This window comes from Candidatus Nitrospira allomarina (assembly GCF_032050975.1).
GTDB lineage: Bacteria > Nitrospirota > Nitrospiria > Nitrospirales > UBA8639 > Nitrospira_E > Nitrospira_E allomarina.
This window is the reverse complement of the sequence record NZ_CP116967.1, coordinates 1560637-1583977: the sequence shown is the minus strand read 5'-3', so window position 1 is coordinate 1583977 and position 23341 is coordinate 1560637. Positions and strand designations below refer to the sequence as shown.

24 protein-coding genes, 5 tRNA genes and 1 pseudogene are annotated in these 23341 nt (G+C 48.9%); 4 read left to right on the top strand and 26 right to left on the bottom strand.

Going from position 1 to position 23341, the window contains the following annotated elements; genetic code table 11:
* Positions 1–80 precede the first annotated feature (80 nt).
* From rplL to PP769_RS06905, 12 genes and pseudogenes are all read right to left on the bottom strand, one after another.
* Positions 81–455 carry a 50S ribosomal protein L7/L12 gene (gene rplL, locus PP769_RS06960; RefSeq protein ID WP_312647037.1) on the bottom strand — a complete coding sequence of 125 codons (375 nt, stop codon included), beginning with the start codon at positions 453–455 and terminating at the stop codon, positions 81–83.
* 54 nt (positions 456–509) lie between these two features.
* Positions 510–1016, bottom strand: a pseudogene (rplJ, locus tag PP769_RS06955) (50S ribosomal protein L10); the annotation flags it as partial.
* A gap of 30 nt (positions 1017–1046) precedes the next feature.
* A complete protein-coding gene (gene rplA, locus PP769_RS06950) occupies positions 1047–1739 on the bottom strand; it encodes a 50S ribosomal protein L1 (RefSeq protein ID WP_312646248.1) in 693 nt (230 codons plus the stop codon).
* A 36-nt stretch (positions 1740–1775) separates the two neighbouring features.
* On the bottom strand, positions 1776–2201 hold the full coding sequence (gene rplK / locus PP769_RS06945; protein ID WP_312646247.1) for a 50S ribosomal protein L11: 426 nt from the start codon (positions 2199–2201) through the stop codon (positions 1776–1778).
* A 65-nt stretch (positions 2202–2266) separates the two neighbouring features.
* The gene (nusG, locus tag PP769_RS06940) at positions 2267–2803 is read right to left on the bottom strand and encodes a transcription termination/antitermination protein NusG (protein ID WP_312646246.1); all 537 of its coding nucleotides are present in this window, start codon (positions 2801–2803) and stop codon (positions 2267–2269) included.
* A gap of 23 nt (positions 2804–2826) precedes the next feature.
* Positions 2827–3021, bottom strand: coding sequence for a preprotein translocase subunit SecE (gene secE / locus PP769_RS06935; protein WP_312646245.1), 195 nt, complete (start codon positions 3019–3021; stop codon positions 2827–2829).
* Positions 3022–3108: 87 nt separating this feature from the next.
* Positions 3109–3184: transfer RNA gene (locus tag PP769_RS06930), tRNA-Trp, on the bottom strand.
* 37 nt (positions 3185–3221) lie between these two features.
* Complete coding sequence (gene rpmG / locus PP769_RS06925; RefSeq protein WP_312646244.1) at positions 3222–3371, bottom strand: 50S ribosomal protein L33; 150 nt, start codon at positions 3369–3371, stop codon at positions 3222–3224.
* An 18-nt stretch (positions 3372–3389) separates the two neighbouring features.
* Entirely contained in the window at positions 3390–4595 is a 1206-nt protein-coding gene (gene tuf, locus PP769_RS06920; RefSeq protein WP_312646243.1) for an elongation factor Tu, read from the bottom strand.
* A gap of 59 nt (positions 4596–4654) precedes the next feature.
* Positions 4655–4730, bottom strand: a tRNA-Thr gene (locus PP769_RS06915).
* Between the two features lie 66 nt (positions 4731–4796).
* Positions 4797–4871: transfer RNA gene (locus PP769_RS06910), tRNA-Gly, on the bottom strand.
* 90 nt (positions 4872–4961) lie between these two features.
* Positions 4962–5046 (bottom strand) — tRNA-Tyr (locus PP769_RS06905).
* A 309-nt stretch (positions 5047–5355) separates the two neighbouring features.
* Between PP769_RS06905 and PP769_RS19720 the strand changes: the two genes are divergently transcribed.
* Positions 5356–5925: a DUF192 domain-containing protein gene (locus PP769_RS19720; RefSeq protein ID WP_376753397.1), complete on the top strand. Its 570-nt coding sequence runs from the start codon at positions 5356–5358 to the stop codon at positions 5923–5925.
* Between the two features lie 18 nt (positions 5926–5943).
* Here the strand turns inward: PP769_RS19720 and PP769_RS06900 are convergent, their stop codons facing one another.
* Entirely contained in the window at positions 5944–8118 is a 2175-nt protein-coding gene (locus PP769_RS06900) for a RelA/SpoT family protein (protein WP_312646241.1), read from the bottom strand.
* Between the two features lie 344 nt (positions 8119–8462).
* Entirely contained in the window at positions 8463–8666 is a 204-nt protein-coding gene (locus PP769_RS06895; protein WP_312646240.1) for a ubiquitin-like protein Pup, read from the bottom strand.
* Positions 8667–8805: 139 nt separating this feature from the next.
* Here PP769_RS06895 and PP769_RS06890 point away from each other — a divergent pair.
* The 3 genes from PP769_RS06890 to PP769_RS06880 all read left to right on the top strand — a co-directional run bounded on the left by PP769_RS06890 (position 8806) and on the right by PP769_RS06880 (position 10905).
* Positions 8806–8880 (top strand) — tRNA-Val (locus PP769_RS06890).
* A 134-nt stretch (positions 8881–9014) separates the two neighbouring features.
* Positions 9015–10196 carry a tetratricopeptide repeat protein gene (locus tag PP769_RS06885; protein ID WP_312646239.1) on the top strand — a complete coding sequence of 394 codons (1182 nt, stop codon included), beginning with the start codon at positions 9015–9017 and terminating at the stop codon, positions 10194–10196.
* A gap of 88 nt (positions 10197–10284) precedes the next feature.
* Positions 10285–10905 (top strand): ribonuclease H1 domain-containing protein, encoded by a 621-nt coding sequence (locus tag PP769_RS06880; RefSeq protein WP_312646238.1) that lies wholly within the window; start codon positions 10285–10287, stop codon positions 10903–10905.
* A 54-nt stretch (positions 10906–10959) separates the two neighbouring features.
* On the opposite strand, the gene PP769_RS06875 is transcribed toward PP769_RS06880, so the two are convergent.
* The 12 genes from PP769_RS06875 to PP769_RS06820 all read right to left on the bottom strand — a co-directional run bounded on the left by PP769_RS06875 (position 10960) and on the right by PP769_RS06820 (position 23101).
* Positions 10960–11946, bottom strand: a complete 987-nt coding sequence (locus tag PP769_RS06875; RefSeq protein WP_312646237.1) for a PCP reductase family protein — start codon at positions 11944–11946, stop codon at positions 10960–10962.
* Positions 11947–11949: 3 nt separating this feature from the next.
* Positions 11950–12243, bottom strand: a complete 294-nt coding sequence (locus PP769_RS06870) for an integration host factor subunit beta (protein WP_312646236.1) — start codon at positions 12241–12243, stop codon at positions 11950–11952.
* A gap of 104 nt (positions 12244–12347) precedes the next feature.
* Positions 12348–13226: a signal peptide peptidase SppA gene (gene sppA, locus PP769_RS06865; protein WP_312646234.1), complete on the bottom strand. Its 879-nt coding sequence runs from the start codon at positions 13224–13226 to the stop codon at positions 12348–12350.
* Positions 13227–13283: 57 nt separating this feature from the next.
* A complete protein-coding gene (locus tag PP769_RS06860) occupies positions 13284–14990 on the bottom strand; it encodes a 30S ribosomal protein S1 (RefSeq protein ID WP_312646232.1) in 1707 nt (568 codons plus the stop codon).
* 54 nt (positions 14991–15044) lie between these two features.
* On the bottom strand, positions 15045–15704 hold the full coding sequence (locus PP769_RS06855) for a lysophospholipid acyltransferase family protein (RefSeq protein ID WP_312646231.1): 660 nt from the start codon (positions 15702–15704) through the stop codon (positions 15045–15047).
* A gap of 5 nt (positions 15705–15709) precedes the next feature.
* On the bottom strand, positions 15710–16369 hold the full coding sequence (gene cmk / locus PP769_RS06850) for a (d)CMP kinase (RefSeq protein ID WP_312646230.1): 660 nt from the start codon (positions 16367–16369) through the stop codon (positions 15710–15712).
* A 67-nt stretch (positions 16370–16436) separates the two neighbouring features.
* Positions 16437–17732, bottom strand: coding sequence for a 3-phosphoshikimate 1-carboxyvinyltransferase (gene aroA, locus PP769_RS06845; RefSeq protein ID WP_312646229.1), 1296 nt, complete (start codon positions 17730–17732; stop codon positions 16437–16439).
* Positions 17729–18616, bottom strand: coding sequence for a prephenate dehydrogenase (locus tag PP769_RS06840; protein ID WP_312646228.1), 888 nt, complete (start codon positions 18614–18616; stop codon positions 17729–17731). Before PP769_RS06840 ends, aroA begins: the two co-directional genes overlap by 4 nt.
* Positions 18617–18653: 37 nt before the next feature.
* Complete coding sequence (gene aroF / locus PP769_RS06835; RefSeq protein ID WP_312646227.1) at positions 18654–19667, bottom strand: 3-deoxy-7-phosphoheptulonate synthase; 1014 nt, start codon at positions 19665–19667, stop codon at positions 18654–18656.
* 22 nt (positions 19668–19689) lie between these two features.
* Positions 19690–20775, bottom strand: coding sequence for a histidinol-phosphate transaminase (hisC, locus tag PP769_RS06830; protein ID WP_312646226.1), 1086 nt, complete (start codon positions 20773–20775; stop codon positions 19690–19692).
* A gap of 128 nt (positions 20776–20903) precedes the next feature.
* Positions 20904–21986, bottom strand: a complete 1083-nt coding sequence (gene pheA / locus PP769_RS06825; RefSeq protein ID WP_312646225.1) for a prephenate dehydratase — start codon at positions 21984–21986, stop codon at positions 20904–20906.
* 155 nt (positions 21987–22141) lie between these two features.
* Positions 22142–23101: a class I SAM-dependent DNA methyltransferase gene (locus tag PP769_RS06820; RefSeq protein WP_312646224.1), complete on the bottom strand. Its 960-nt coding sequence runs from the start codon at positions 23099–23101 to the stop codon at positions 22142–22144.
* Between the last annotated feature and the right edge of the window lie 240 nt (positions 23102–23341).

Sequence of the window (23341 nt, the reverse complement as noted above, 5' to 3'; positions counted from 1 at the left end):
GATTAACGGCCACCTCAGCTTCCTGCTGGCCCTCGAACCTTCCTAAGTCACAACTCCGAGTCCTCAAAATGAGGGAAAAACTATTTCACCTCTACGGTTGCTCCAACCTCTTGAAGTTTTTTCTTAATAGTTTCCGATTCTTCCTTGGACACGCCCTCCTTAACCGCCTTCGGGGCCGCCTCAACGAGATCCTTGGCTTCTTTCAAACCCAACCCAGTAATCTCTCGCACCACCTTGATGACTTGAATCTTTTTATCCGCTGGGGCACTTCCCAATACTACCGTAAACTCGGTTTGTTCTTCAGCAGCAGGAGCCGCAGCGCCCACTGCAGCAGCCATAACACCAACAGGCGCAGCAGCTGTCACACCGAACCGATCCTCAAGACCCTTCACAAGATCCGACAATTCCAGGACACTCATGCCCTCTATAACTTTAATGAAATCTTCCTTTGACATTTTTGCCTCTGTTGCACTCATCTCCCCTTCTCCTTTCTGCGTTTTGTTTTCTTGAATCGCGGCTAATACCGCAACAATACTTCTTACAATTTGACCTAAAACCCCGACAAACCCTCGAATTGGCCCTTGGAAAGCCGACAGCAACATTGACAGTAATTCTGGCCTTGACGGCAAATCCGCCACAGAAGAGAGGCGAGCTGGATCTAACTCAACCCCATCCAAGATTGCTCCTTTGAGTTGCAATTTCTCTTCGCATTTTTCACTTTTAATAAAATCACGAATAACTTTCGCAGGCAATACCGGATCATCGTATCCAATAACCAATGCCGATTGACCCCTAAAAAATGGTTGCAAAGGAACAAGGGCCGTTCCCCCAATAGCTCTCACGGCAAGAGTGTTCTTGACCACATGAAAGTTTGAATTCGCCTGCCGAAGTTTTTTTCGCAAATCATTAATTTGATTCACGGGCATACCCGCGCATTCCGTTACAATGGCTATCCGCGCTCGAGCGAACTGCTCATGCATGACTGCCACAGCTTCATTCTTATCAGTTTTTTTCATACCTCGAACTCACCTGCTGAGATTAAAGTTTCAACTGACCTGCTTTGCAATCGCGGCTCCGTCCAGATGGATACCTGGTCCCATCGTGCTGGACAATGTCGCACTTTTCACATACTTTCCTTTACTGGAAGAGGGCTTAGCCTTCATGATGGAATCAAAAACCGACTGGGCATTTTCTCTAATTTGTTGTCCCTGAAAAGACACCTTTCCAACAGGGACATGAATGTTACCTGCCTTATCAACCTTATACTCAACTCTCCCCCTCCTGATTTCCTGAATGGCTTTCCCGACCTCAAAGGTCACCGTTCCAGTTTTAGGATTCGGCATTAGCCCTCGTGGCCCCAATACCTTCCCCATTCTTCCGACAGCACCCATCATGTCCGGGGTCGCAATCATGGAGTCAAAGTCCAGCCATCCATCCTGGATTTTCTGCAAAAGGTCATCGCTCCCCACAAAATCGGCCCCAGCTTCCCTGGCCTCCTGCTCCTTCTCTCCTTTTGCAATCACTAAAATCCTGACCTTTTTCCCCGTTCCGTGAGGAAGGACCGTAGTCCCGCGAACCATCTGATCCGCACGCTTGGGATCTACCCCAAGGCAAAGTGACAGCTCTACCGTTTCATCGAATTTGGCAAAAGCAGCCTGTTTTACCAGGTCACTGGCCTCCTCCAATGAATATAGGGCCTTTGTTACCTTCGCTAAAGCCGATTCAAATTTCTTTCCCACGGCGCATACCCTCTGTTAAAAGCCTCACAATATTATTTACCCTTCAACCGTAATGCCCATACTTCTCGCGGTTCCTGCAATCACGTTCATCGCAGCTGGGATATCACTGGCATTCAAATCTTCTACCTTTAACTTAGCAATGTCCTCTAGCTGTGCCATGGTGATTGTTCCAACTTTATTTTTATGGGGAATCCCTGAACCCTTTATGATACCTGCAGCCTTCTTCAGTAAATCTGATGCCGGAGGAGTCTTGGTCACGAAGCTGAAGCTTCTATCCTTATAAACCGAAATGACCACTGGGATAATGCTACCCTCTTGCTTCTGAGTCCTAGCATTAAACTGTTTACAAAATTCCATAATGTTCACTCCATGTTGCCCCAAGGAAGGCCCAACAGGAGGAGCAGGATTGGCTTTTCCAGCCGGAATCTGCAATTTAATTTGACTAGTTACTTCTTTGGCCATGCCTTCACCTACCTTACATCGACTTGCGTATTGCTTAAATTAAAAAAGGAATACTCCACTTGTCTTTAAACACGCTCAACCTGAGAAAACGCCAATTCCACAGGGGTTGAACGACCAAAAATACTGACTAGCGCCTTGACCCGGCCATGATCCTGATCCACTTCATCCACCAACCCATTGAAGCCCAAAAATGGGCCATCCACAATTCGGACATTGTCCCCTTTTGAAAAATTGGCCAACTCCCTTGGAGCCGTTACGCCGGATTCCAACTGCTTCAATAGCGTGGCCACCTCCTCGGGATCCAGCGGGATGGGCCTGGTTCCACCTCCAATAAAACCAGTCACCTTTGGGGTCTCCTTGATCATAGCAACGACTTCATCTCCAAGCGGGCCATTCGCTTCAAGCAGAACATACCCCGGAAAGAATTTTCGTTTAGAGGCCCGGCGTTTTCCTTCTTTAAATTCCACTACATCCTCAGTAGGAACAAGGACTTGCGCCACAGAATCCGCCATACCCAATTGATTCGCCCGCTCGACAATTCCGGCCCGAACCCGCCCCTCATATCCCGCATAGGTGTGAATGACATACCAATGACTCGACATGAATTCCCTTCTACTAATAGATGCTAAATAATCCTACTAATTAACCAAACAAGAAATGAATCCACCACAGAGAGGTACAAGGACATGATCACGCAAAACAAGAGAACCACCGTGGTCGACCCGATCGTCTCAGACTTTGTAGGATAAGAAATTTTTTTAAGCTCCCCACGCACGTCAGACAGAAATTCGGTAATGGAAAACCATAGCTTCTTAAACACGACTTACCCCCTCAGCCTTTATCGAAAACACACTACTAGCCCACTAAGCGTCTCTTACTCGGTGCACATTACATCAACAGCCAAGTATGGCAGGGGCACAGGGATTCGAACCCGGACTTTCGGTTTTGGAGACCGACGTGCTAGCCGTTGACACCATGCCCCTCCAACCTGCACGAAACCTAAATGACCCATACCATCAATCACTTCACCTCTTTGTGAGGGCTATGCTTTCGACAAAATCGGCAATATTTATTTACTTCCAGCCGATCTGGATCGTTTTTCTTGTTTTTCATTGTCGAATAATTTCGGCGCTTGCAATCTCCGCACGCTAGAGAAATAATGACTCTCATCGATACACCCCTATGTTCTTACGCGACGATTTCCGTGACCACCCCGGCTCCGACCGTTCGGCCCCCTTCTCGCACTGCAAATCGCACCCCTTGCTCCATCGCAATCGGGGAGATCAGTTCTCCCTCAAACGACACATTATCCCCCGGCATCACCATCTCGACTCCCGGGTTTAATTGCACCACTCCCGTGACATCTGTCGTCCGGAAGTAAAACTGCGGACGATAGCCATTAAAAAACGGCGTATGCCGTCCGCCCTCTTCCTTCGTCAAAATATACACTTCCGCCTTGAATTTCGTATGCGGCGTAATACTCTTCGGCTTGGCCAACACCATGCCGCGCTCCACATCCTCTTTCTTCGTGCCCCGCAACAGCGCCCCAATATTGTCACCCGCCTGCCCCTCATCCAACACCTTCCGGAACATTTCCACGCCCGTGACAATCGTCGTCTGCGTCGGCTTCAGCCCCACAATCTCAATTTCATCCCCCACCTTCACCACGCCGCGCTCCACCCGGCCCGTCACCACCGTCCCCCGCCCGCTGATGGTAAAGACATCTTCAATCGGCATCAGAAACGGCTTCTCAATGGCTCGCTGCGGAGTCGGGATGTAACTATCGATCGCCTCCAATAAGCGCATAATCGACGGCACCCCCACCTCACTCTGATCCCCTTCAATCGCCTTGATCGCGGACCCGATGACCACCGGCACATCATCGCCCGGAAAGCCATACTTTGTGAGCAACTCCCGCACTTCCAATTCCACCAACTCCAGCAATTCCTTGTCTTCCACTTTATCCGCTTTATTCAAAAAGACCACGATAAACGGGACCCCCACCTGCCGCGCTAACAAAATATGTTCCCGCGTTTGCGGCATCGGCCCATCGGCCGCACTGACCACCAAAATCGCGCCATCCATTTGCGCCGCCCCGGTAATCATGTTCTTCACATAATCCGCATGCCCCGGGCAGTCGACGTGCGCATAATGCCGATTGTCCGTCTCATATTCCACATGGGAGATGGCAATGGTCAGAATTTTGGTCGGATCCCGCCGCCCCTGACTCTCACTCGCCTTGGCCACTTCATCATACGGGACAAACTTGGCCTTGCCCGTATCGCCCATCACTTTCGTCAAGGCCGACGTCAGGGTCGTCTTCCCATGGTCAACGTGCCCGATCGTCCCCACATTGACATGCGGCTTCTTCCGCTCAAATTTCGCCTTCGCCATGCCCTACCTCTTCTTCTTCCTTAATAATGCTACGCAATAATTCTAAATTGTATCGTTGCTGGAGCCCACGACGCGGATCGAACGCGTGACCTCGTCCTTACCAAGGACGTGCTCTACCAACTGAGCTACATGGGCTCTATCACTTTCTCGAGAAGATTTTTGCCTCAATCAGGCACACAAATCTAAGCCCACCCAAAAAAATGGAGCGGGCGACGGGATTTGAACCCGCGACAGCCAGCTTGGAAGGCTGGAACTCTACCACTGAGCTACGCCCGCAGCTTGGTTTAAACCCTATATACTGAGAAAATTTTCCTTCAACAGCACATCTTGTCTTATCCACTAGATCCCGTCCTTTTCAGTCAGTCATGGTGGGCAGGCAAGGGTTCGAACCTTGGAAGCCGATGGCAGCAGATTTACAGTCTGCCCCCGTTGACCGCTTGGGTACCTGCCCTTTGAATGAGTAGGACCGTCTTCTACTTAAACCGCTTTGGAATTACATCATGGAAATTATTAAGATGAAGATCTTTTTGAAGTGAAGACAAACAAGGCAGAAATTAGCCCCTGCATGTACAGATCATCAACAAAAACATTCGTATTTTGTTCTAAAAACAGGAGCAGAACAAATTGACTCTTCTTTGTAAACGAATCATTATAATTTCCAAAGATGGTCTGGTCAAGACCCTCTCGTAGACTTTAGGTGCTTAAGACCAGAGAAATTCTAATTTGACAAACCCGCTCTTTTCACGCCACATTCCTAGCAATGGATTCCCACATGAAGTACCCTCGCCTGACCTTAGCATGCCAGCAGAGAAGCCAGGTGAACTTTCATTTCTGGACCTGGATGGTCATCCTGCCCTTTTGCTTAAGCATGGGCTTAAGCATTGGATTTCTCGTGAACGCTTTTGGCGAAATAAATGACCGACAGGATAACAGGCTTGCAAGCATCACAACGCCTAAGGGAGCAATAATTTTCGCAGAAGTGGCAGATACCTCAAATAAAAGAGCTCAAGGCCTGATGAACCGGACGGCCATGGAGGAGGATCATGGTATGCTCTTTATTTTTCCAGAATTGGGGTATTGGACTTTTTGGATGAAGAATACCAAGATCCCCCTTGATATATTATGGTTGGACAAAAAGGGTACCATTATCCACATTGAAGCAAACGTCCCTATTTGCACGAGAACAGATGATCATTGCCCACGGCATTATTCATATAAACAATCATGGCAAGTCCTTGAGCTGAATGCCGGAATCGCAGAAAAGCTCCAACTCCTACCTGGAAGCCGATTAACCATCTCATTGCCTCCCCAGAACCATACCCCCTCTTAGTTGCCCCTAACCTTCCCGTTACCATCCTCGCACTCGCTTAGCAGAAAGAATGCCGTCAACTCGTTGAATTTCCTGCAGTATGAGTTCAAGGTGGGCAGTATTTTTTACTTCGATAACAAAGTCCAATACGGCCTTTCGATCCTCCCTGGTAGAAATCTCCGCCCTGGTAATATTAGCTTGACATTGAGAAATTCCAGCGGACACCTTAGCCAACACACCAGTTCGATCCAGAGTCAAAACTGACACTTCAACTGAATGCGTGCCGTCAAGCTCCGAATCCCATTCCACCTCCACCAAACGATTGTGATCCCATTCTAATGATTGAAAGTTCGGACAATCGATCGCATGAATGGTCAACCCTCTCCCACGAGTAATATATCCACGAATCGGCTCACCAGGGACAGGCTTACAACACTTGGAGAGTTGCATCAACACATCTTTAGTTCCCCCAAACTTCACAGATCCCTCCCGAAGGAGTCCCGGGAGCTTTTGCTGAGGGGTGTGGGAGACGACCTTCGTGTGAGAAGAAGGCCCTTGCTCGGCACCTTCGTGAAAGTGACTGACAATTTGATCCGGAGACAGACGGCCGAATCCAACCTGCCGAATCAATTCATCCACCGTTTCACTGCCCTTTGCCTTAGCCATTGATGAAAGGCGATCAGATTTCAAAGATTGTGCGACAGGAAGGTTATGTCTCCGAAATTCTTGTTCCAACAGCCGTCGCCCAAGTTCCAGTGCACGTTTTTGCTCTTCAACTTTAAACCAATGCTTGATTTTCGTTTTGGCCCGGGAAGTTCGGACAAATTTCAACCAACCTCGATGAGGTACCTGCGAGGGAGAGGTCAGAATTTCTACCATATCCCCACTGCTTAATTGATAACGGAGAGGAACTAATTTCCCATTAATTTTTGCCCCGACACAATGATCTCCGATTTCCGTATGAATCGCATAGGCAAAGTCTAATGGAGTGGCCCCAACAGGGATTTCCCGCACTTCCCCCGTGGGCGTAAACACAAACACAACATCATGGAATAAATCCAATTTAACCGAATCCATAAACTGGCGGTTATCGGCAAGATCCTTGTGCCATTCCACAAACTGCCGGAGCCAGCTGAAAACCTGTTCATCCCGTTCGCCAACTTTTCCAGGCTCCTTATAGAGCCAATGGGCTGCCACACCGTATTCATTAATTCGATGCATATCCGCCGTCCGGATTTGGAATTCCACATACTCTCCTTGTGGGCCAACGACTGTCGTGTGTAACGATTGATACAAGTTCGAACGTGGAGTCGCAATATAGTCCTTAAAGCGACCAGGGACGGGAGGCCAAATGGAATGCAGCAATCCCAAAATGGCGTAACAATTCATTTTGGTATCCGTCACAATACGAACCGCTGTCAAATCAAAGATTTCGTCAAAAGATACCGACCGGCGCTCCATTTTTTGATAGATGCTAAAGAGATGCTTAGGACGTCCATCGATCTGTCCTGGTAACCCTGCGTCCAAAAGAGCTTGCTGAGCCAAGTGAATAAGGGATTGAATATATTCCTGGCGCTCCTCATCCTTTTTAGCTAACCGTAGCTTTAAATGAGACCAGGCATCCGGTTCCAAATATTGGAAGCACAAATCCTCTAGCTGCTGCTTAATCCAACTCATACCAAGCCGGTTGGCTAGCGGTGCATAAATTTCCATTGTTTCTTGTGCAATTTTTTTGCGTTTTTCGTCCGACAACGCTTCAAGAGTCTGCATGTTATGCAATCGATCCGCTAACTTGATAAACACCACTCGAATATCATCAGCCATCGAGAGAACCATCTTGCGGAAATTTTCCGCCTGTTTCTCTTCATCAGTTTTAAAAGGAATTTGCCCAATTTTTGTGACGCCCTCCACCAAACGAGCCACGTCACTTCCAAATTCCTTTTCTAACTCGGCTCTCGTCGCTACGGTATCTTCAAGAGTGTCATGTAAGAGTCCAGCCACAATCGCGGGAACGTCCAATTTCAAAAAAGTTAAAATCCCAGCGACCGCTAACGGATGCTGGACATAGGGTTCGCCCGTACGTCGGGTTTGACCTTCATGAGCTTTCGCGGAATAGTCATAAGCTCGCTTGATGAAGTCGGTATCAGCCTCGGGGTAGTAGGCTTTTACCTGATCCATAAGTTGTACAATATCGGTCAAATGCGTCACACCCATCTTTTAGTCTTTCATCCAATTGGCTTGGGACATTGCCGACGAATCATAACAAAAAACAGAGAAAAATGCTTTGCCTTTCCCTTTCAGAATCGGTAATTAGCGCCCCACATCCAGAGGAACACAGCAAGGAAGAGGTTCAACTTCCCCATACCTAAAGGGACAGGTCACTCAAAAGGCGCAATCATCGGGCTGAACCTGACAAAATGCGATGCGAAAGATTTGAGGCCGGAAGACCTTCACTGAAAATGACCTTAAGAAGAACAGAGAATGCCAAGAGAGTTAATATATCTGGCGAGTGAAAGAGGGCAGGAGAGAATTTCTAGAAATCAATGAATCTCACGCATTTATTCTCCACCTTTTTGTACATAATTTTTGACAAATTCAGCCGCATTTTCTTCTAAAACTTTATCAATTTCATCAACCAGTTCATCCATTTCTTCTTTTAGACGTTGCCCTGTCTCCGCAACATTCGGATCAGCCTGAACGTCCTCTGTTTCTTTAGGAGAGCTGGGTTTTCGAGATTCGTATTTACGCTCTTGCTTGTCCATGGTGCACCTCCTTGGTCAAGTCGATGAAACACCTATTGATTCAGGGTACTCCACACTTTCTCCTACCGTCAAGAAAACTATTGTCATCCTCGCGGACTTCATTGCTCCCCTCCCAGCATTATGATAAATTGCCTCCCGCGGGCGATTAGCTCAGTGGAAGAGCGCTTCCTTCACACGGAAGAGGCCACTGGTTCGATCCCAGTATCGCCCACCATGATACATCCTTTCTGGATCAATTTCTTCCCGGCACTATCGTTGTTTTTCATCCACTACTTAATTCGGACCCCATAAACCTAGTCGCAATTATTCTACGAAACATCAATCATTTACTTTCAAGAGCCGACAGTAATGGTTCAACCGATCACCCCTCATAATCGACCCCACGCAAAGCCGACTAATGTCCTGAATGTGTTTTTGCTTTTCTTCTTACTCCCACATTGCGCCAGCACTCCCCCTGCCTCCAACCTTCCACCATCCGAAAGCGACCTCAATCTCTTAGGAAAGGCCACCTTGTGCCAAACCCAAACCGAGGTTCAAACAGGTTGGCTGCATTCCGTGGGACAGGAATCTCCCTGGGGAGGAGGCACCGAAGTCTTTCGTGAAGCCACATCACCAAAAAAACATGCACAATGGTTCATGTTTAATGAAGATCAGACCCTTGTGGGCGTCATCACCGTATTCCCACGCGGTCTGGCTTTAGAAGACTATCCGAAACTTCGTCATACCCTGAGTCAATTACCACCGGCTCGTGAATTCTTTTTTCATTCTTCTCAGCTTCTGAAAGAACAAACCCCTGACTCTGGTACTCTGCATCGGACCGGAGAAGCCACGACCACGCATCAATATTTCATGCGACACACTCAAGGGAAACAGGACCAACTGGTCATGGCCGTATTCGTTCTTGATCCTTATGAAACACTTTTAGATGGCAGCCATTCAAAATTTCTTTCTTATATTGAAGGTCCAGATCCCCTGGAGAAAGACCTCCCGGGTACAAAAGGACAATTAGGATCAGAAAAGGAATTTTTAGGACTTCAGCAATTTGCCAGAGGAGAGATAGCCTTATTTGCGTCGTGTGGCAACAAGCAGCCAGAACTAGCCGTTGACGCCTATCAGAAAGCCATTCAATACGGCTTATCTGATCCGAAACAGTTGGCGGAAGCCCACCATCGTCTTGGATTGGCCCTAAGAAGCATGGACAGACTCCCAGAAGCCGCAGCTGCCATGGAACAGGCCCTGACCATCCAGCCATACTCAGCAGTCATCCTCAATAGTTATGGCTCAGTCCTAGCGCAATTTGGAAAAGTACCAAAGGCTATCGAAACCTATGAGCGGGCCTTGTCCTTGCAGCCAAACTATGCTCAGGCCCGATTCAATTTGGCTGAAGCTTATGAAGCACATAACCCCAAACGCGCCATTCAAGAATACGAAACATTCCTGATATTGGCAGGGAACAATCCGGAGGAAATGACAAAAATTGACCTGGCCAAAGGTAGAATTAAGACCTTACAAGGCGGATCCAGACAGTAATCAAAAATATTTTTGGGGGACATACCCGGTTCAAGCACTGGTCATTTGAAAATACCTTTATAGTGGATAATCCACGCGTTAAACCTTCATGAAATTCTATGCCGTCCGCCGCGGCCGCACCATTGGCATCTTTGAGAGTTGGGATGCCTGCCGTGCCCAAGTACATCATTTTCCCGGAGCCGAATATAAAGCCTTCCCCAAACGAGAAGACGCGGAAGCTTTTCTGTTATCTCGTTCAAGCAGTCAACCAATCACACAGAAGCGAACGACCCCAACAACATCATCCCCGATGATCGAAGTTTGGGTCGATGGATCCTGCTTCCCCAAGGACGATGGCACTCTTCGACTGGGATGGGGGGTACTGGTCAAAAAAAATGGTGTAGAAATTCACCGGGACAAGGGGAATGACATTCCGCAGGAAGCCATGAATCACCGAAATGTCGCTGGAGAAATTCTTGCCATCCTCAAAGCCATCACATGGTGCCAATCCCAGGGGATAACAGAAATGACAATTTACTTTGACTACCAAGGACTAGAAAGTTGGGCAACCGGAGCATGGCGCACCAAGCTACCATTTACCCAAGCCTACGCACAGGCGGTCAACGAATCAGGCATCACGATTAACTGGGTCAAAGTGAAAGCTCATTCCGGGAATCCGGAAAATGACCTTGTCGATCAACTTGCGAAAAAAGGGGCTAGGGGGGAGTAAGAAGGGGGAATTTCAAGCGGGCTTACACCCTCAAAACCAGGAAGAATCCAGTAACTACAGCTTTCCTTCTCCTTTTAAATAATTCCTGAAACGGGTCATGAGTTCATCACCCAATAAACCAACATCAGGCTTTTTCTTCATGTAATCCCTGATCTCATCCAAGCGATGTTCCGCCTGCTCATTCCCCTTTAATCGTTTAACTTTTTGCATAGCATCGCCAAACGCATCAAAGGTCAGTTCCTGATAGCCAAAACTTCGAATCCGCTTAACGGCCTTCATCATCGCCTCATTTCGAAAGGTGGTGAGGTGTTCGGAGTCGATAGTGGTTAGCCCGAGTTTTCTCGCACGTCGTTCTGCAGCTTTTCGGATGCCGCTTCGAACAAAATCCGGTGAGGTATGAAGTCGTTTCCAGGCCTCATCCGTCCATGCCACCTGTGTGGGCGGATCCTCCCAGAGACGGATCAAGGTTTCAGCATCAATCTTCTCGATCCCTTGTTCCCTGGCTAGATCCTCGGCATCCCGCTTTAACATATCCGTCACAAATTCCATAGCAATCGGAGGTGAATCCTGAATACGCTTATCCAACAAAGCCAAAGCTTCATCGGTCCATTCCATGGGCACGCTTTTCTCGATCGGAATATCCCCTAAGGCTTCAACCTTTTCAAATAATTCCACATTCACTTCCATATGGCCCCGTTCTTTAGCCACATCTTCAGCAATCTTGCCAATCATGCTTCGCATGAACTCTGGAACGGCCTCTAAACGCTTTCGTGCCTCGGCGGTCCAGGGGAGTTTGCCTTGAGCCATATCCTCGGCAGCTTGAGTCATGCCGGCCGCGCCCCCCATCGAGCCCATCATTTGCTGCTTAAATTGGTCTAAAGTTTCAGCCGTAATTTCTGTATATCCCAATTCTTTGGCTTTTTTTTCTGCAAGACGGCGAACCATACCTCTCAGGAACAAAGGAGCGCGTTCCAGTCGAGACGAAGCCTCTTCCGTCCAGGGGATCTCGTGTTCTGTTTGAGATGGCTCGGTAGTAGACATGGTTTAGACAGGTGGTAACTCAGGGTTTAACAATTCTTTGATCTCCTTACCGGCTTTAAAAAACGGCATGCGCTTTTCAGGGACCGAAACCGATTCTCCAGTTTTAGGGTTACGCCCCTCTTTGGTCTGACGGTGTCGAAGACGAAAACTTCCAAACCCACGGATTTCTGTTTTTTCTCCACGCTTTAACGAATCACGGATAGAATCAAAAATGGTGTTGACTACTAACTCGGCTTGCCTTCGACTCAATTGGGGAGCCTTTTCCGCCAACTTTTCGATGAGATCCGCTTTTGTCATCCGATCCTCCTTCTCACAGAGACTCGCTTTTTGAACCTTGAGTTATGCCAATGAGCATCGCTGCTTCTCAAAAGACGTAATTGATTCATTTTTGCTTGTCCGGATCAAGCCACCCAGAGGTACAGCAACGGGGTGGGAAAATGAGTCGTGGCAAAGGTGCGAACGCTTCCAAGAAATGTGTTTTCAAGTATATCCCTAAATGAAAACGGCTTGCTCACCTCCATGACACGTGGCTCGCCCTCAATCCCGCCTAATTCGCCGGCTAATTTAATGGCATCGTGCAAATCACCGATATCATCAACTAACAGAATCGATTTGGCTTGCTGCCCCGTAAAGACACGCCCATCGGCTAGCTGCTCGACCTCCGCAACATCCAGGGATCGCCCATCGGCCACCGCATCGATAAATTGACGATGGACATCATTCATCACCAACTCTAAGACCTTGCGATCTTCCTCATTCATGGGACGAAAAGGAGAGCCGATATCTTTGTATTTTCCACTTTTGACTACAAGGTTCTTGACACCGATTTTTTCCAGTAACTCGTGAAAATTTGCCAATTGCATAATGACGCCGATACTACCCGTTAAAGTACCCGCATTCGCGAGAATGCGATCAGTACCCACGGCAATATAATAGCCTCCCGAAGCCGCCACCGTACCCATGGATGCGATCACCGTTTTATTCTTTTCTTTTCTCACTCTCTTAACGGCATTATAAATTTCTTGAGAAGGCGCCACGCCCCCACCTGGGCTATCAATTCTCACCACAATCGCTTTGACCAAAGGATCGTCAGCAAAGTTTTTCAGTTCCTCGACAGTCTGATACGAATCAAGAATGGGACCCTCAACCCGAACGATAGCCACACCATCCTTACCTGCTAACAACAATTCCGGAATCAGGCTTTTCCCAACACTAAACAGGACAAGGCCTCCGAGAATCATCCACAGCACGCGCTTCCATCGAGGATACCCATTACTCATGATATTCGGGATTGGCCATAAGTCCGGCGCTCATCCAAACCATCCTGCCCATGAAGCCTATTCGCCTTCATCCCCTTGATCTTTCTTTTGGACAACTCGCCCACCGAGGCTTTGATCAACGCTGCCTTGAGAGCTATTAAATTCTTCCACCTCGGTTTGTTCTAGGTCCTTCAAATGCTCCCAAAGACTTAAGGCAATTTTCCGATCGTCACAATCAACCTTAACGATTTTCGCAGCTACTTCCTGACCAACAGCAAATTTTTCCTCAAGGCGCTCCTGGACATCCGGCCCGATCTCACTGATGTGAATCAACCCTTCTACGCCCCCTTCCAATTCCACAAATACTCCAAAGTCGGCGATTTTGGAAACTTTGCCGGTGGTGACTTCGCCAACATGATATTGCTGGGGAATTTCAGAGACCCATGGATCCGAGATCAACTGCTTATACCCCAAAGATAACCGTTCTTTTTCTTTATCAATTTTCAATATAACGGCTTTGACCGATTGCCCCTTCTTAAACAGCTCGGAAGGATGCTTAATATGCTTGGTCCACGACATATCAGAAATATGGATCAACCCATCGACGCCTTCATCTAAACCGACAAAAGCGCCAAAATCGGTGACACTTTTTACTTTGCCCTCAATTTCCGTTCCTTCAGGGTACTTGTCTTCAATAATATCCCATGGGTTAGGAGCGGTTTGTTTCATCCCAAGAGAAATCTTCCGGCTATGCTGGTCAACATGGAGGACCTGAGCTTCTATGGTATCGCCCACAGACACGACCTTTGATGGATGGCGAACCTCATGAGTCCAAGACATTTCCGACACATGGACCAAGCCCTCAACGCCTGGCTCCAATTCGACAAACGCACCATAATCGGTCAGGCTCACAACTCTCCCATTCACACGACTCCTTGCCGGATATTTTTCTTCAACTTTTGTCCAGGGATCTGGAGATTTTTGCTTTACTCCCAAGGATATGCGACCCGTTTCCCGGTCGTATTTCAATACCAAGACTTCAACTCGATCCCCAATGGAGAACATATCGGATGGATGCCCCACACGGCCCCAGGAAATATCGGTAATGTGTAACAGGCCATCAATACCTCCTAAATCCAAGAACGCCCCATAATCCGTTATGTTCTTTACAGTGCCTTCAATCAACTGGCCTTCAGACAATGTCGACAGTGTCGACTGTCTTCGTTTATCCCGAGTTTCTTCGAGCAGCGCCCGTCTGGAGACTACTACATTACCCCGACGATGGTTAATTTTAATAATTTTAAAGTTATACGTTTTCCCGACCAGACCATCCAGATCTCTGACCGGCGTCAAGTCAATTTGCGATCCTGGCAAAAAGGCCTTCACGCCGATATCAACGATCATGCCGCCCTTAATACGAGAAATGACTTTCCCTTGCACTTGTTTTTCATCTTTGTGAGCAACTTCCAAATCCTCCCAAACCTTCATCTTGTCGGCTTTTTCTTTGGAGAGGAGCAAATTGCCATCTGCATCCTCACATTGCTCGATATACACTTGAACAGGGTCATTCACCGCCAGCTGTTCCAACTCTTCAGGAGAAAATTGGTCGGCAGGAATCATGCCTTCAGACTTATAGCCAATATCCACCACCACACGATCTCGCTGGATATCAATGACTCTGCCCTCGGTAATCGTTCCTTCTTCAATATTTTTAAACGTTTCGTCGTATAATGCGGCAAGAGTTTCGCGATCAATTTTTTCAGGTTGTTGAGTAAGAGTATTCATCCGACTTTTGATACCTCCAGGCGAGTTTGGCGGGTTAAATGGTGATTGCCATAATTATTCACACAACTTGCTTTTTGAATCTGTGTCATACGCATCCTGGGTTGGAGAGGGAACGCCACCCAATTGAGCAATATGATTCATAACTGTTGTCGTTACGTCCTCATAAAATGACTTGACACTCTTCCCCTCATCTTTACAAAATTTCAACGGTTTTCCAAAGCTGACCCTTAACGGAAACAGCCGCGGCCATCGAGCCTGAATGGGAAGAACTGTAAAGGTACCAGAAATATACACAGGAATCACCTGGCATTGTGATTCCGCTACCAAATAACCCAGACCAGGCTTCCCGATCTGCAAGGACCCGTCCTCCGTTCTTGTCCCCTCGGGGAAAATAACTACGGGTTCACCTGCCTGCAAGTGAGAGAGTGCCTGCCCAAATGCTTTCCTGTCCAGTCTGTGCGTTTTTAAAGGGATCCAGCCGAGCTTTTGCAAGGCCCAATTCAGATACCGATTGGGAAATAAGCTCGCTCTCCCTAAAAAAAAAACCCGCCGCGGAATCGCGCACCCTAACAAGGGAATATCAAAGTAACTGGCATGATTAGCCGCAACGATAATCCCTCCTGTTTTGGGAAAGTGTTGGGAACCTTCTGTCCGAAATCGAAACAGGAGGCGCGCCAACCCATTAAACAGGATCCATAACAGCCCGTAGGCCATTCCACTCACAAACGATCCGATATGAATTGCATCATGTGGCCGATAACTTCTTCAACAGATTGTCGAGAGGTATCAATCATGATCGCCTCAGGCGCCGGACGTAAAGGGTCGACCATTCTTGTCCGGTCACGATCATCTCGGACGGCCATGTCGTTACGCACGGTCTTCAAATCTATAACTTTCCCTTGTTGACCTAATTCGCGTTGCCGTCGGTTCGCTCGAATCTCCAATTCCGCATCGAGAAAAAACTTTATATCAGCACTAGGGAATACTCGCGTCCCCATATCTCTTCCTTCAGCAATAATCCCAACTTCACCAACAACTTTTCGCTGAATCGGGAGTAACCAGTCCCTGACGGACTGAATAGCTGCAATGCAGGAAGCCAACTGGCTAATGTCTGGCGTTCTGATGACCACCTGATTAATTGCCTGCCCATCGATCCAAATGGAAAGGACATCCCCACTCGGCATCAGTCGCAGATCGGTCCGCGCTAGAAGTGCTTGGATGTAAGTAAGATTATTCGGGTCAAGGTGTTCTTGTTGAACTTTCCAGGCAATCGCTCGATACAAAGCCCCCGTATCCAGGTAAACATATCCGAGACGGGTAGCCAGACTCTTGGCCACAGTACTCTTCCCGACTCCAGCTGGACCGTCAATAGTGATCACTAACCGACAACGTTGAACGGCCCTGTTCTCCTTTTACGAACTAAATTCCGGAGCATTATAATGGTCGCTAAGAATTTGTCAATAAATCCAACAGCTTATCTTTGAACCCCGGGAATGATGTCTCAACGCATGCCACATCCTCAATGGTAATAGGAGACTCCGCCACTAATCCGCAGATGGCCAGCGACATCACAACACGGTGATCGCCATAACTCTGGCAAACCGCACCCTTAATAAGGGAACCGCCATTAATGACTAAACCATCCGGCTGTTCCTCAACTTCAACCTGGAGACGGGATAATTCTGTCGCCATAGCTCGAATGCGATCGGTCTCTTTCACGCGGAGTTCGTGTGCTCCGGTAATGCGTGTCTGTCCATGGGCCATAGCGGCAGCCACACACAATATAGGCAATTCATCAATCGATTTGGGAATGAGTTCAGGCCCAATGGTCATTCCCCTCAGCGGAGCAGACCGCACACGGATATCACCTACCGGTTCCCCCGATTTTTCTCTTTGGTTGACGATGGTGATATCAGCTCCCATCTCGAGGAGAATATCCAGAATGCCCGTTCGTTCCGGATTCAATCCTATATCAGTGAGCAGGATATCCGAATCGGGAACGATCGATGCTGCAACCATAAAAAACGCCGCAGCCGAGATATCTCCAGGGACCTCAATCGACTTTCCATCAAAGGAGGGTCGGCCTTGAAGTTGCACGATGCACCCATCAACCTGGAGGGGAACTCCCAAATAGGATAAGAGACGCTCCGTATGATCTCGGGATCGTCTAGGCTCCTTCACAATGGTCGTCCCTTCGGCAAAGAGCCCGGCCAAGAGGATGCACGATTTAATTTGGGCACTTGCGACAGGAGATTCGTAGAGAATCCCCTTGAGCCCTGTTCCTTGAATAGCCAAAGGAGCCAACTCACCGCCACGTCTTCCCGAGATGACGGCCCCCATTTGACGGAGAGGAGTGACTACCCGGCCCATCGGACGACTTCTCAGAGAGGAATCCCCAGTCAGAACGGAAAAGAAATTTTGCCCGGCTAAGACGCCGGCCAAAAGGCGCAAACCCGTCCCGGAATTTCCACAATCCAACACATTCGAAGGTTCCTGCAGGCCCCAAAGTCCTTTGCCGGCCACCTCAAGTCCCTCAGGCGTTTCCTGTACATCCGCGCCTAAGGCACGAATCGCATCAAGGGTATTCAGGCAATCCTCGCCTCTAGAGTAGCCCGCAATACGTGTTCGGCCCTGCGCCAAGGCTCCAAAGATGAGGGCGCGATGCGTAATGGATTTGTCCCCCGGTACGGACAGGCTGCCCCGAAGGGGTCTTTTGGTCGGAAGAAGGGTGAACTGACTCATATCAAACGTTCTCGTGTGGCTTTGGCCCGTGCAATCGCCTCGTACAATCCAGATGCATCCCGTTTGCTCAACAACTCCCGAAAATGTTGTAGCTGTTGAATATACCGATCAACCATCTCGACCAAATTCCCATGATTGGCCACACAAATATCCCGCCACATTTCAGGAGAACTGGCCGCAATCCTCGTGGTATCGCGCAACCCTCCGCCAGAAAAATTCAGCAAGTCCGACGGCTGAGATGTTCGTCCTTGCAATGTCTCCAAGGTGTGCATGAGAGAAAAAGCCGCGATATGCGGCAAATGACTCACTGCACCGAAAACCCAATCGTGGTCCATGGGATCCATCAACGCCACCACAGATCCGACAGTATCCCAAAGATGACGAACCCTTTCCAGAGCCTGGGCATTCGTATGGGGAGTCGGAGTCAGAATACATCGAGCGCCTTGAAACAAATGCGAATCGGCGTGCGCCACCCCCGATTTTTCTTTTCCGGCAATCGGATGGGCGCCGATAAAAAATGTCGAAGGAGGCAACCGGGCTTCAATTTTTGAGACCAGTTGGCCCTTCACGCTCCCCACATCACTCACGATAGCCGACGGGGCCAGCTCTTTTCCCCACAGGTCAATTTGGGAGAGGTAAGTCTCTACAGGAGTGGCCAGGACAATTAGATCCGATCGGCTCACCGCCCGATGTGGCTCCAGGACAAATTGATCAATGGCACCCATTCGCACGGCTAGTTCGAGATTTTCTTGTCGACGACCGACCCCGACGACCGTTTTGGCTAAGCCCTGTTCCTTCAGTGCAAGGCCGAGAGAGCCTCCAAGCAGGCCTATCCCGATAATGGACACGTGCCGGAACAACGGTTCTGAATGGGAGGTCGACATGATGCAAGGCAAAAGTGTCGGAATCACTAGAGAACAATCAAAGTTCCCGGCCGACAGCCTGCGCCACCTTTTGTAAATCATTCATGAGTTGGGTAAACCGGCTGGGCTTCAGCGATTCCTCTCCGTCGCACAAGGCACATTCAGGATTAGAATGGACTTCAATCAACAAGCCGTCAGCTCCAGCCGCAATTGCGGCTTTGGCCAAAGGGGCCACAAGCTTCCAATTCCCGGTTGCGTGGCTTGGATCAACAATAACAGGCAAATGCGTCATTTCTTTCAGGGTGGGCACCGCACTTAAGTCGAGCGTATTGCGATACTGAGGCTCAAAGGTGCGAATTCCCCTTTCACACAGCATGACATTCCGATTGCCACGGGACATAATATATTCCGCGGATAAGAGTAACTCTTTAATCGTGGCCGACAGCCCACGTTTCAATAAAACGGGTTTGTCATAGGCCCCAACCTCTTTTAACAGTTCAAAATTTTGCATATTGCGGGCGCCAACTTGGATCACATCCGCTTTTTCCAAAAAATGTCCGAGATCACGAGCATCCAAAATTTCACTTACTACCGGAAGGCCTGTTTGTCTCCTGGCCTCAGCCAAAAACTCCAATCCTTCCTGTCCCAACCCCTGAAAGGAATAGGGCGATGTACGAGGCTTATACGCGCCGCCACGCAAAATGGTGGCACCGGCTCTAGCCACTTCTTGGGCAATGCCCACCGTAATTTCTAATTTCTCCACTGCGCAAGGACCGGCCATAATCACGATCCGACTTCCCCCAACTTTCACGCCGGCCACGTCGATGACGGAATCGTGTTTTTGAAATTCACGGCTCACTAACTTCCAGGGAGCTAGAATCGGAGTCACACTTTCCACACCGGGAAACACGCTCAAGGGTTGTCCTTGCAGCACCCGGTCATCGCCAAGCACTGCTACAATGGTCCGTTCTTTCCCCTTCGTGATTTGAGTGACCATCCCTAACGAACGAAGACGATCAATTAAGTGATCAACATTCTGCTCTGTGGCTTCGGGTTTTAAGACGATAACCATTAAATGAATCAGAATCCTTGCGCTAGGACAGAGTGGAGAGCACTCGAGTTAACGATTCAAGAAAGCGCCGATTTTCGGTCGGTTGCCCAATCGTCACTCGGAGCATTGGCCCACGGATATGCCGAACAATGACGCCTTCCCGAAGCAAGGCATCAAACGCACGTCTTCCATCAATCCCTACATTGAAATACAAAAAGTTGGCTTGACTGGGAACGGGCTCTAAGCCCATGGTGATCAGCCTCTCTTGCAGAAACGTCATTTCGGCTTCATTCATAGCCCGGCTTTTGGCCACATGATCGTCATCCGAAAGGGCTGCTCGTGCGGCTTCTTGAGCCAAGCTATTCACGTTGAAAGGGGGACGAACACGATTCACATATCCGGCGATTTCTTTGGTCGTACACCCATAACCCACTCGCAACCCTGCCAATCCATATATTTTTGAAAATGTCCGTAGTACCACAACCGGCCGCCCGTCACGAACATATTGCAAGCTGTCAGGAAAATCGGGATGTCGCACGTATTCATAATACGCCTCATCAAATACGACGACCACATGATCGGGAAGTCGGGAGAGAAAGCCATCGATCTCCCGTGCCGTCAGCATGGTGCCCGTAGGATTATTCGGATTGCAGAGAAAAAAGAGCCGCGTGCGGTCGGTGACCGCGTCAACCATGGCCGCTATATCATGGACCCAATTTTTCAAGGGCACTTCTACCGGCACACCATGCCCTCCCAACACAGAGAGCCTGTACATGACAAACGTCAGATCGGCCATTACCGCTTCATCACCAGGAGAGAGAAACGCGCGAACTAAGAGACTAATGATTTCATCTGACCCATTGCCCACCAGAACCTGATCATCGGAAACCTTCCACCGCTCGGCTAACGCTTGCCGAAGGTAGTGAGCCCCGCCATCCGGATACCGGTGTAGCGACGCGGCTGCACCCGCTAAAACCTGTAGCGCATTCGGCGAAGGACCCCAAGGATTTTCATTTGAGGCCAGTTTAATTGCCTGAGTTATTCCTAGTTCCCGCTCCAATTCGTCCAAAGGTTTCCCTGGAGAATATGGGGTTAACGAGGCGATTGTGGGATGAACACGCAATGGCATGGGCTTACATTCTTTCTTTTGTACACATGCGGAAAAAATTAGAAAAATTCTATATCTACTTGAGACGATCCTTTTCGCCAGCCCCTTCCGGATTCCCACCATTCAAGGGCTACAGGTTGGGCCAGACTCTACTGATGAGAAGAATACGAACCCAGAACCTTCATCATCAAACAACGAGACCTGACTTCCTCCAGGGCTTTCTTCAGGCGATCATCGTCCTGATGTCCCTCCAAATCCATATAAAACAAATATTCCCAGACTTTTCGTCGGGTAGGCCGTGATTCAATTTTGGTCATACTAATGCCGTGCGATGAAAACGGGCGGATCAGGTCATACAAAGCTCCAACCCGGTCCTTTGCTGAGACAATGATCGAGGTTTTATCACGACCGGTTGGTTCAGCTCCCTTTTGGGATAAAATGAGAAACCTGGTGAAATTATTAATGTTATCTTCAATTCGTGATCGCAGAATATTCAACCCATACAGCTGGGCAGCTAATTCGGAGGCAATGGCCCCTGCTGTTGAATCACTCACGCACCGCTCAGCAGCCCGAGCCGTACTGGGCTCTTCCGCAAAATTCACAGAAGGCAAATTGGTTTCCAGCCAGTTTCGGCATTGGGCAAGGGCATGCGGATGAGAATAGACCGTCTTAACTTCTTCTAATTTTTCCGCTTTCGAAAGAAAGTGATGAGACACTTCCAGCATCACTTCACCATAAATCAACAAGGGTGAGTCCACGAACAAATCTAACGTATGGTTGACCACCCCTTCCGTTGAATTTTCTATGGGAACCACGCCAAACCGCATACGTCCCCGTTCCACTTCATCAAACACATCCTTAATGCTATTGACCGACACATAGTCGGCCGATCCCCCGAACTTCCGCATGGCAGCCAGATGCGTAAACGTGGCAGGTGGCCCTAGATACGCGACCGTTTGAGTTCCCTCGAGAGAAAGGGAGGCCGACATAATTTCCCGGTAGACATGACGCAGCGCTTCACTAGGAAACGGCCCAGGATTCTTGCGCATCAACCGTTCCACGATCGCGACTTCCCGACCAGGCGTGTGAAGATGGGCAGCCGAATCCTGTTGTTTTTTCAAATGCCCAATTTTAATGACGTATTGGGATCGCTCATTCAATATGTTGAGAATGTCGTCATCAAGCCGGTCGATCTCTTGACGGCATTGTTGCATATCCTCTGGAAGCTCCATGAGACTCATCCTTTATCCTGAAAAATCTGCAATTTATGCAGGAGCATACTAGGAATACCCTGCTGTGGCAAGCAAGCGTTTCCCCCTGTCAGGTTGCGACTTTCCTCCATAAATAGGGTTACATTTTTAGACCACCAACGCTGGGTCTTTCCCGGTCAGCGCGGCACCAGAAATACATATCGTTGAAGGGGGTCATTCAAACAACGATCGGTCGCCTTGACTGTCCAATCGGGAAAGGTGGTCGTAATCCAGTCCAAAGTCATTGAGGAATCCCCGTATGTGACGTCACCGTCGATCGGCGCCCAGTTGTGAGGATTGAAGGCGAAGCCCTCCTGTCGGTGTCGGACGGCAAGGGCATCTTTCTGATCCTGAGACGCATGAGGGGCCTGCTCCCAGTATTCGACCGGACGGATGGTCATGGCCAACAGACCATCATCCGCAATGTGCTGCCTTAATGTGTGCAACGACGTCGTCATGGCCCTGCGGGACAGGTGGGTGAACACGGAGAACGCATAGATGAGATCAAACTTCACTCCCCCGACCGGCAAGGATACAGGGAGGTAATCCGATACCATAAAGTTTGTACCGAGCCTCGACTCCCGGCATAGCTCTATAGACTGTTCCCGGGGGTCGACCCCGAATACTTTGTCCTCGACTGTGAAATAATACAGCAACTGGGCGATACGGCCATAGCCACACCCAAAATCCAAAACGGTGGCATTATCCAGAGACCGCCCGGTCACGCGCGCATAATTGTAATTCAACGCACGCACGAACGCCGTAGTCTCCTTGAGAAGTGCCAAGCCATGGTTTCCCGTCCAGCCTCGCTGAACCTCGTCACTCGCCATGGCAGGAAGAAGTCGTGAAAGCTTGGGGTACTCAGGATCGGGCATAGATAGCAATACCAATCCGAATTCATCGAGACTGAGTCGTCGAAGACCAGTGATGACATCCCGGCGAGTCGTCACTCCGTAGTCATTTTCCAATGCACGCATAATCTCTTTGGCATACCCCAGCATATAGCCCTCGGTCGAATTTCTACTCACAGACAATGAGAGCCTGGCTGAAAAATCCTTCACCATCTTTAGGGCATACTGTTTGAATATTTTTTTCATGAACACATTCACCATCCGTTGGGAATCAATAATGAAGCGGCTGTCCGCAAACTGCAACGGAAAACCCGACAGCCCCGCTGTAGGGGCCTGGGTTTGACTCCGTAGGTAAAAAGGATTCACCCTTTGATTTATGGCCACTTGTTGAGGCCAACAGATGGATCATTGATTTCAAGAAGGGGATGAATTCAAACACCTTCTGAGTAATCTCAGAAGATGGACAGAGTGTACAATACGGTCTGT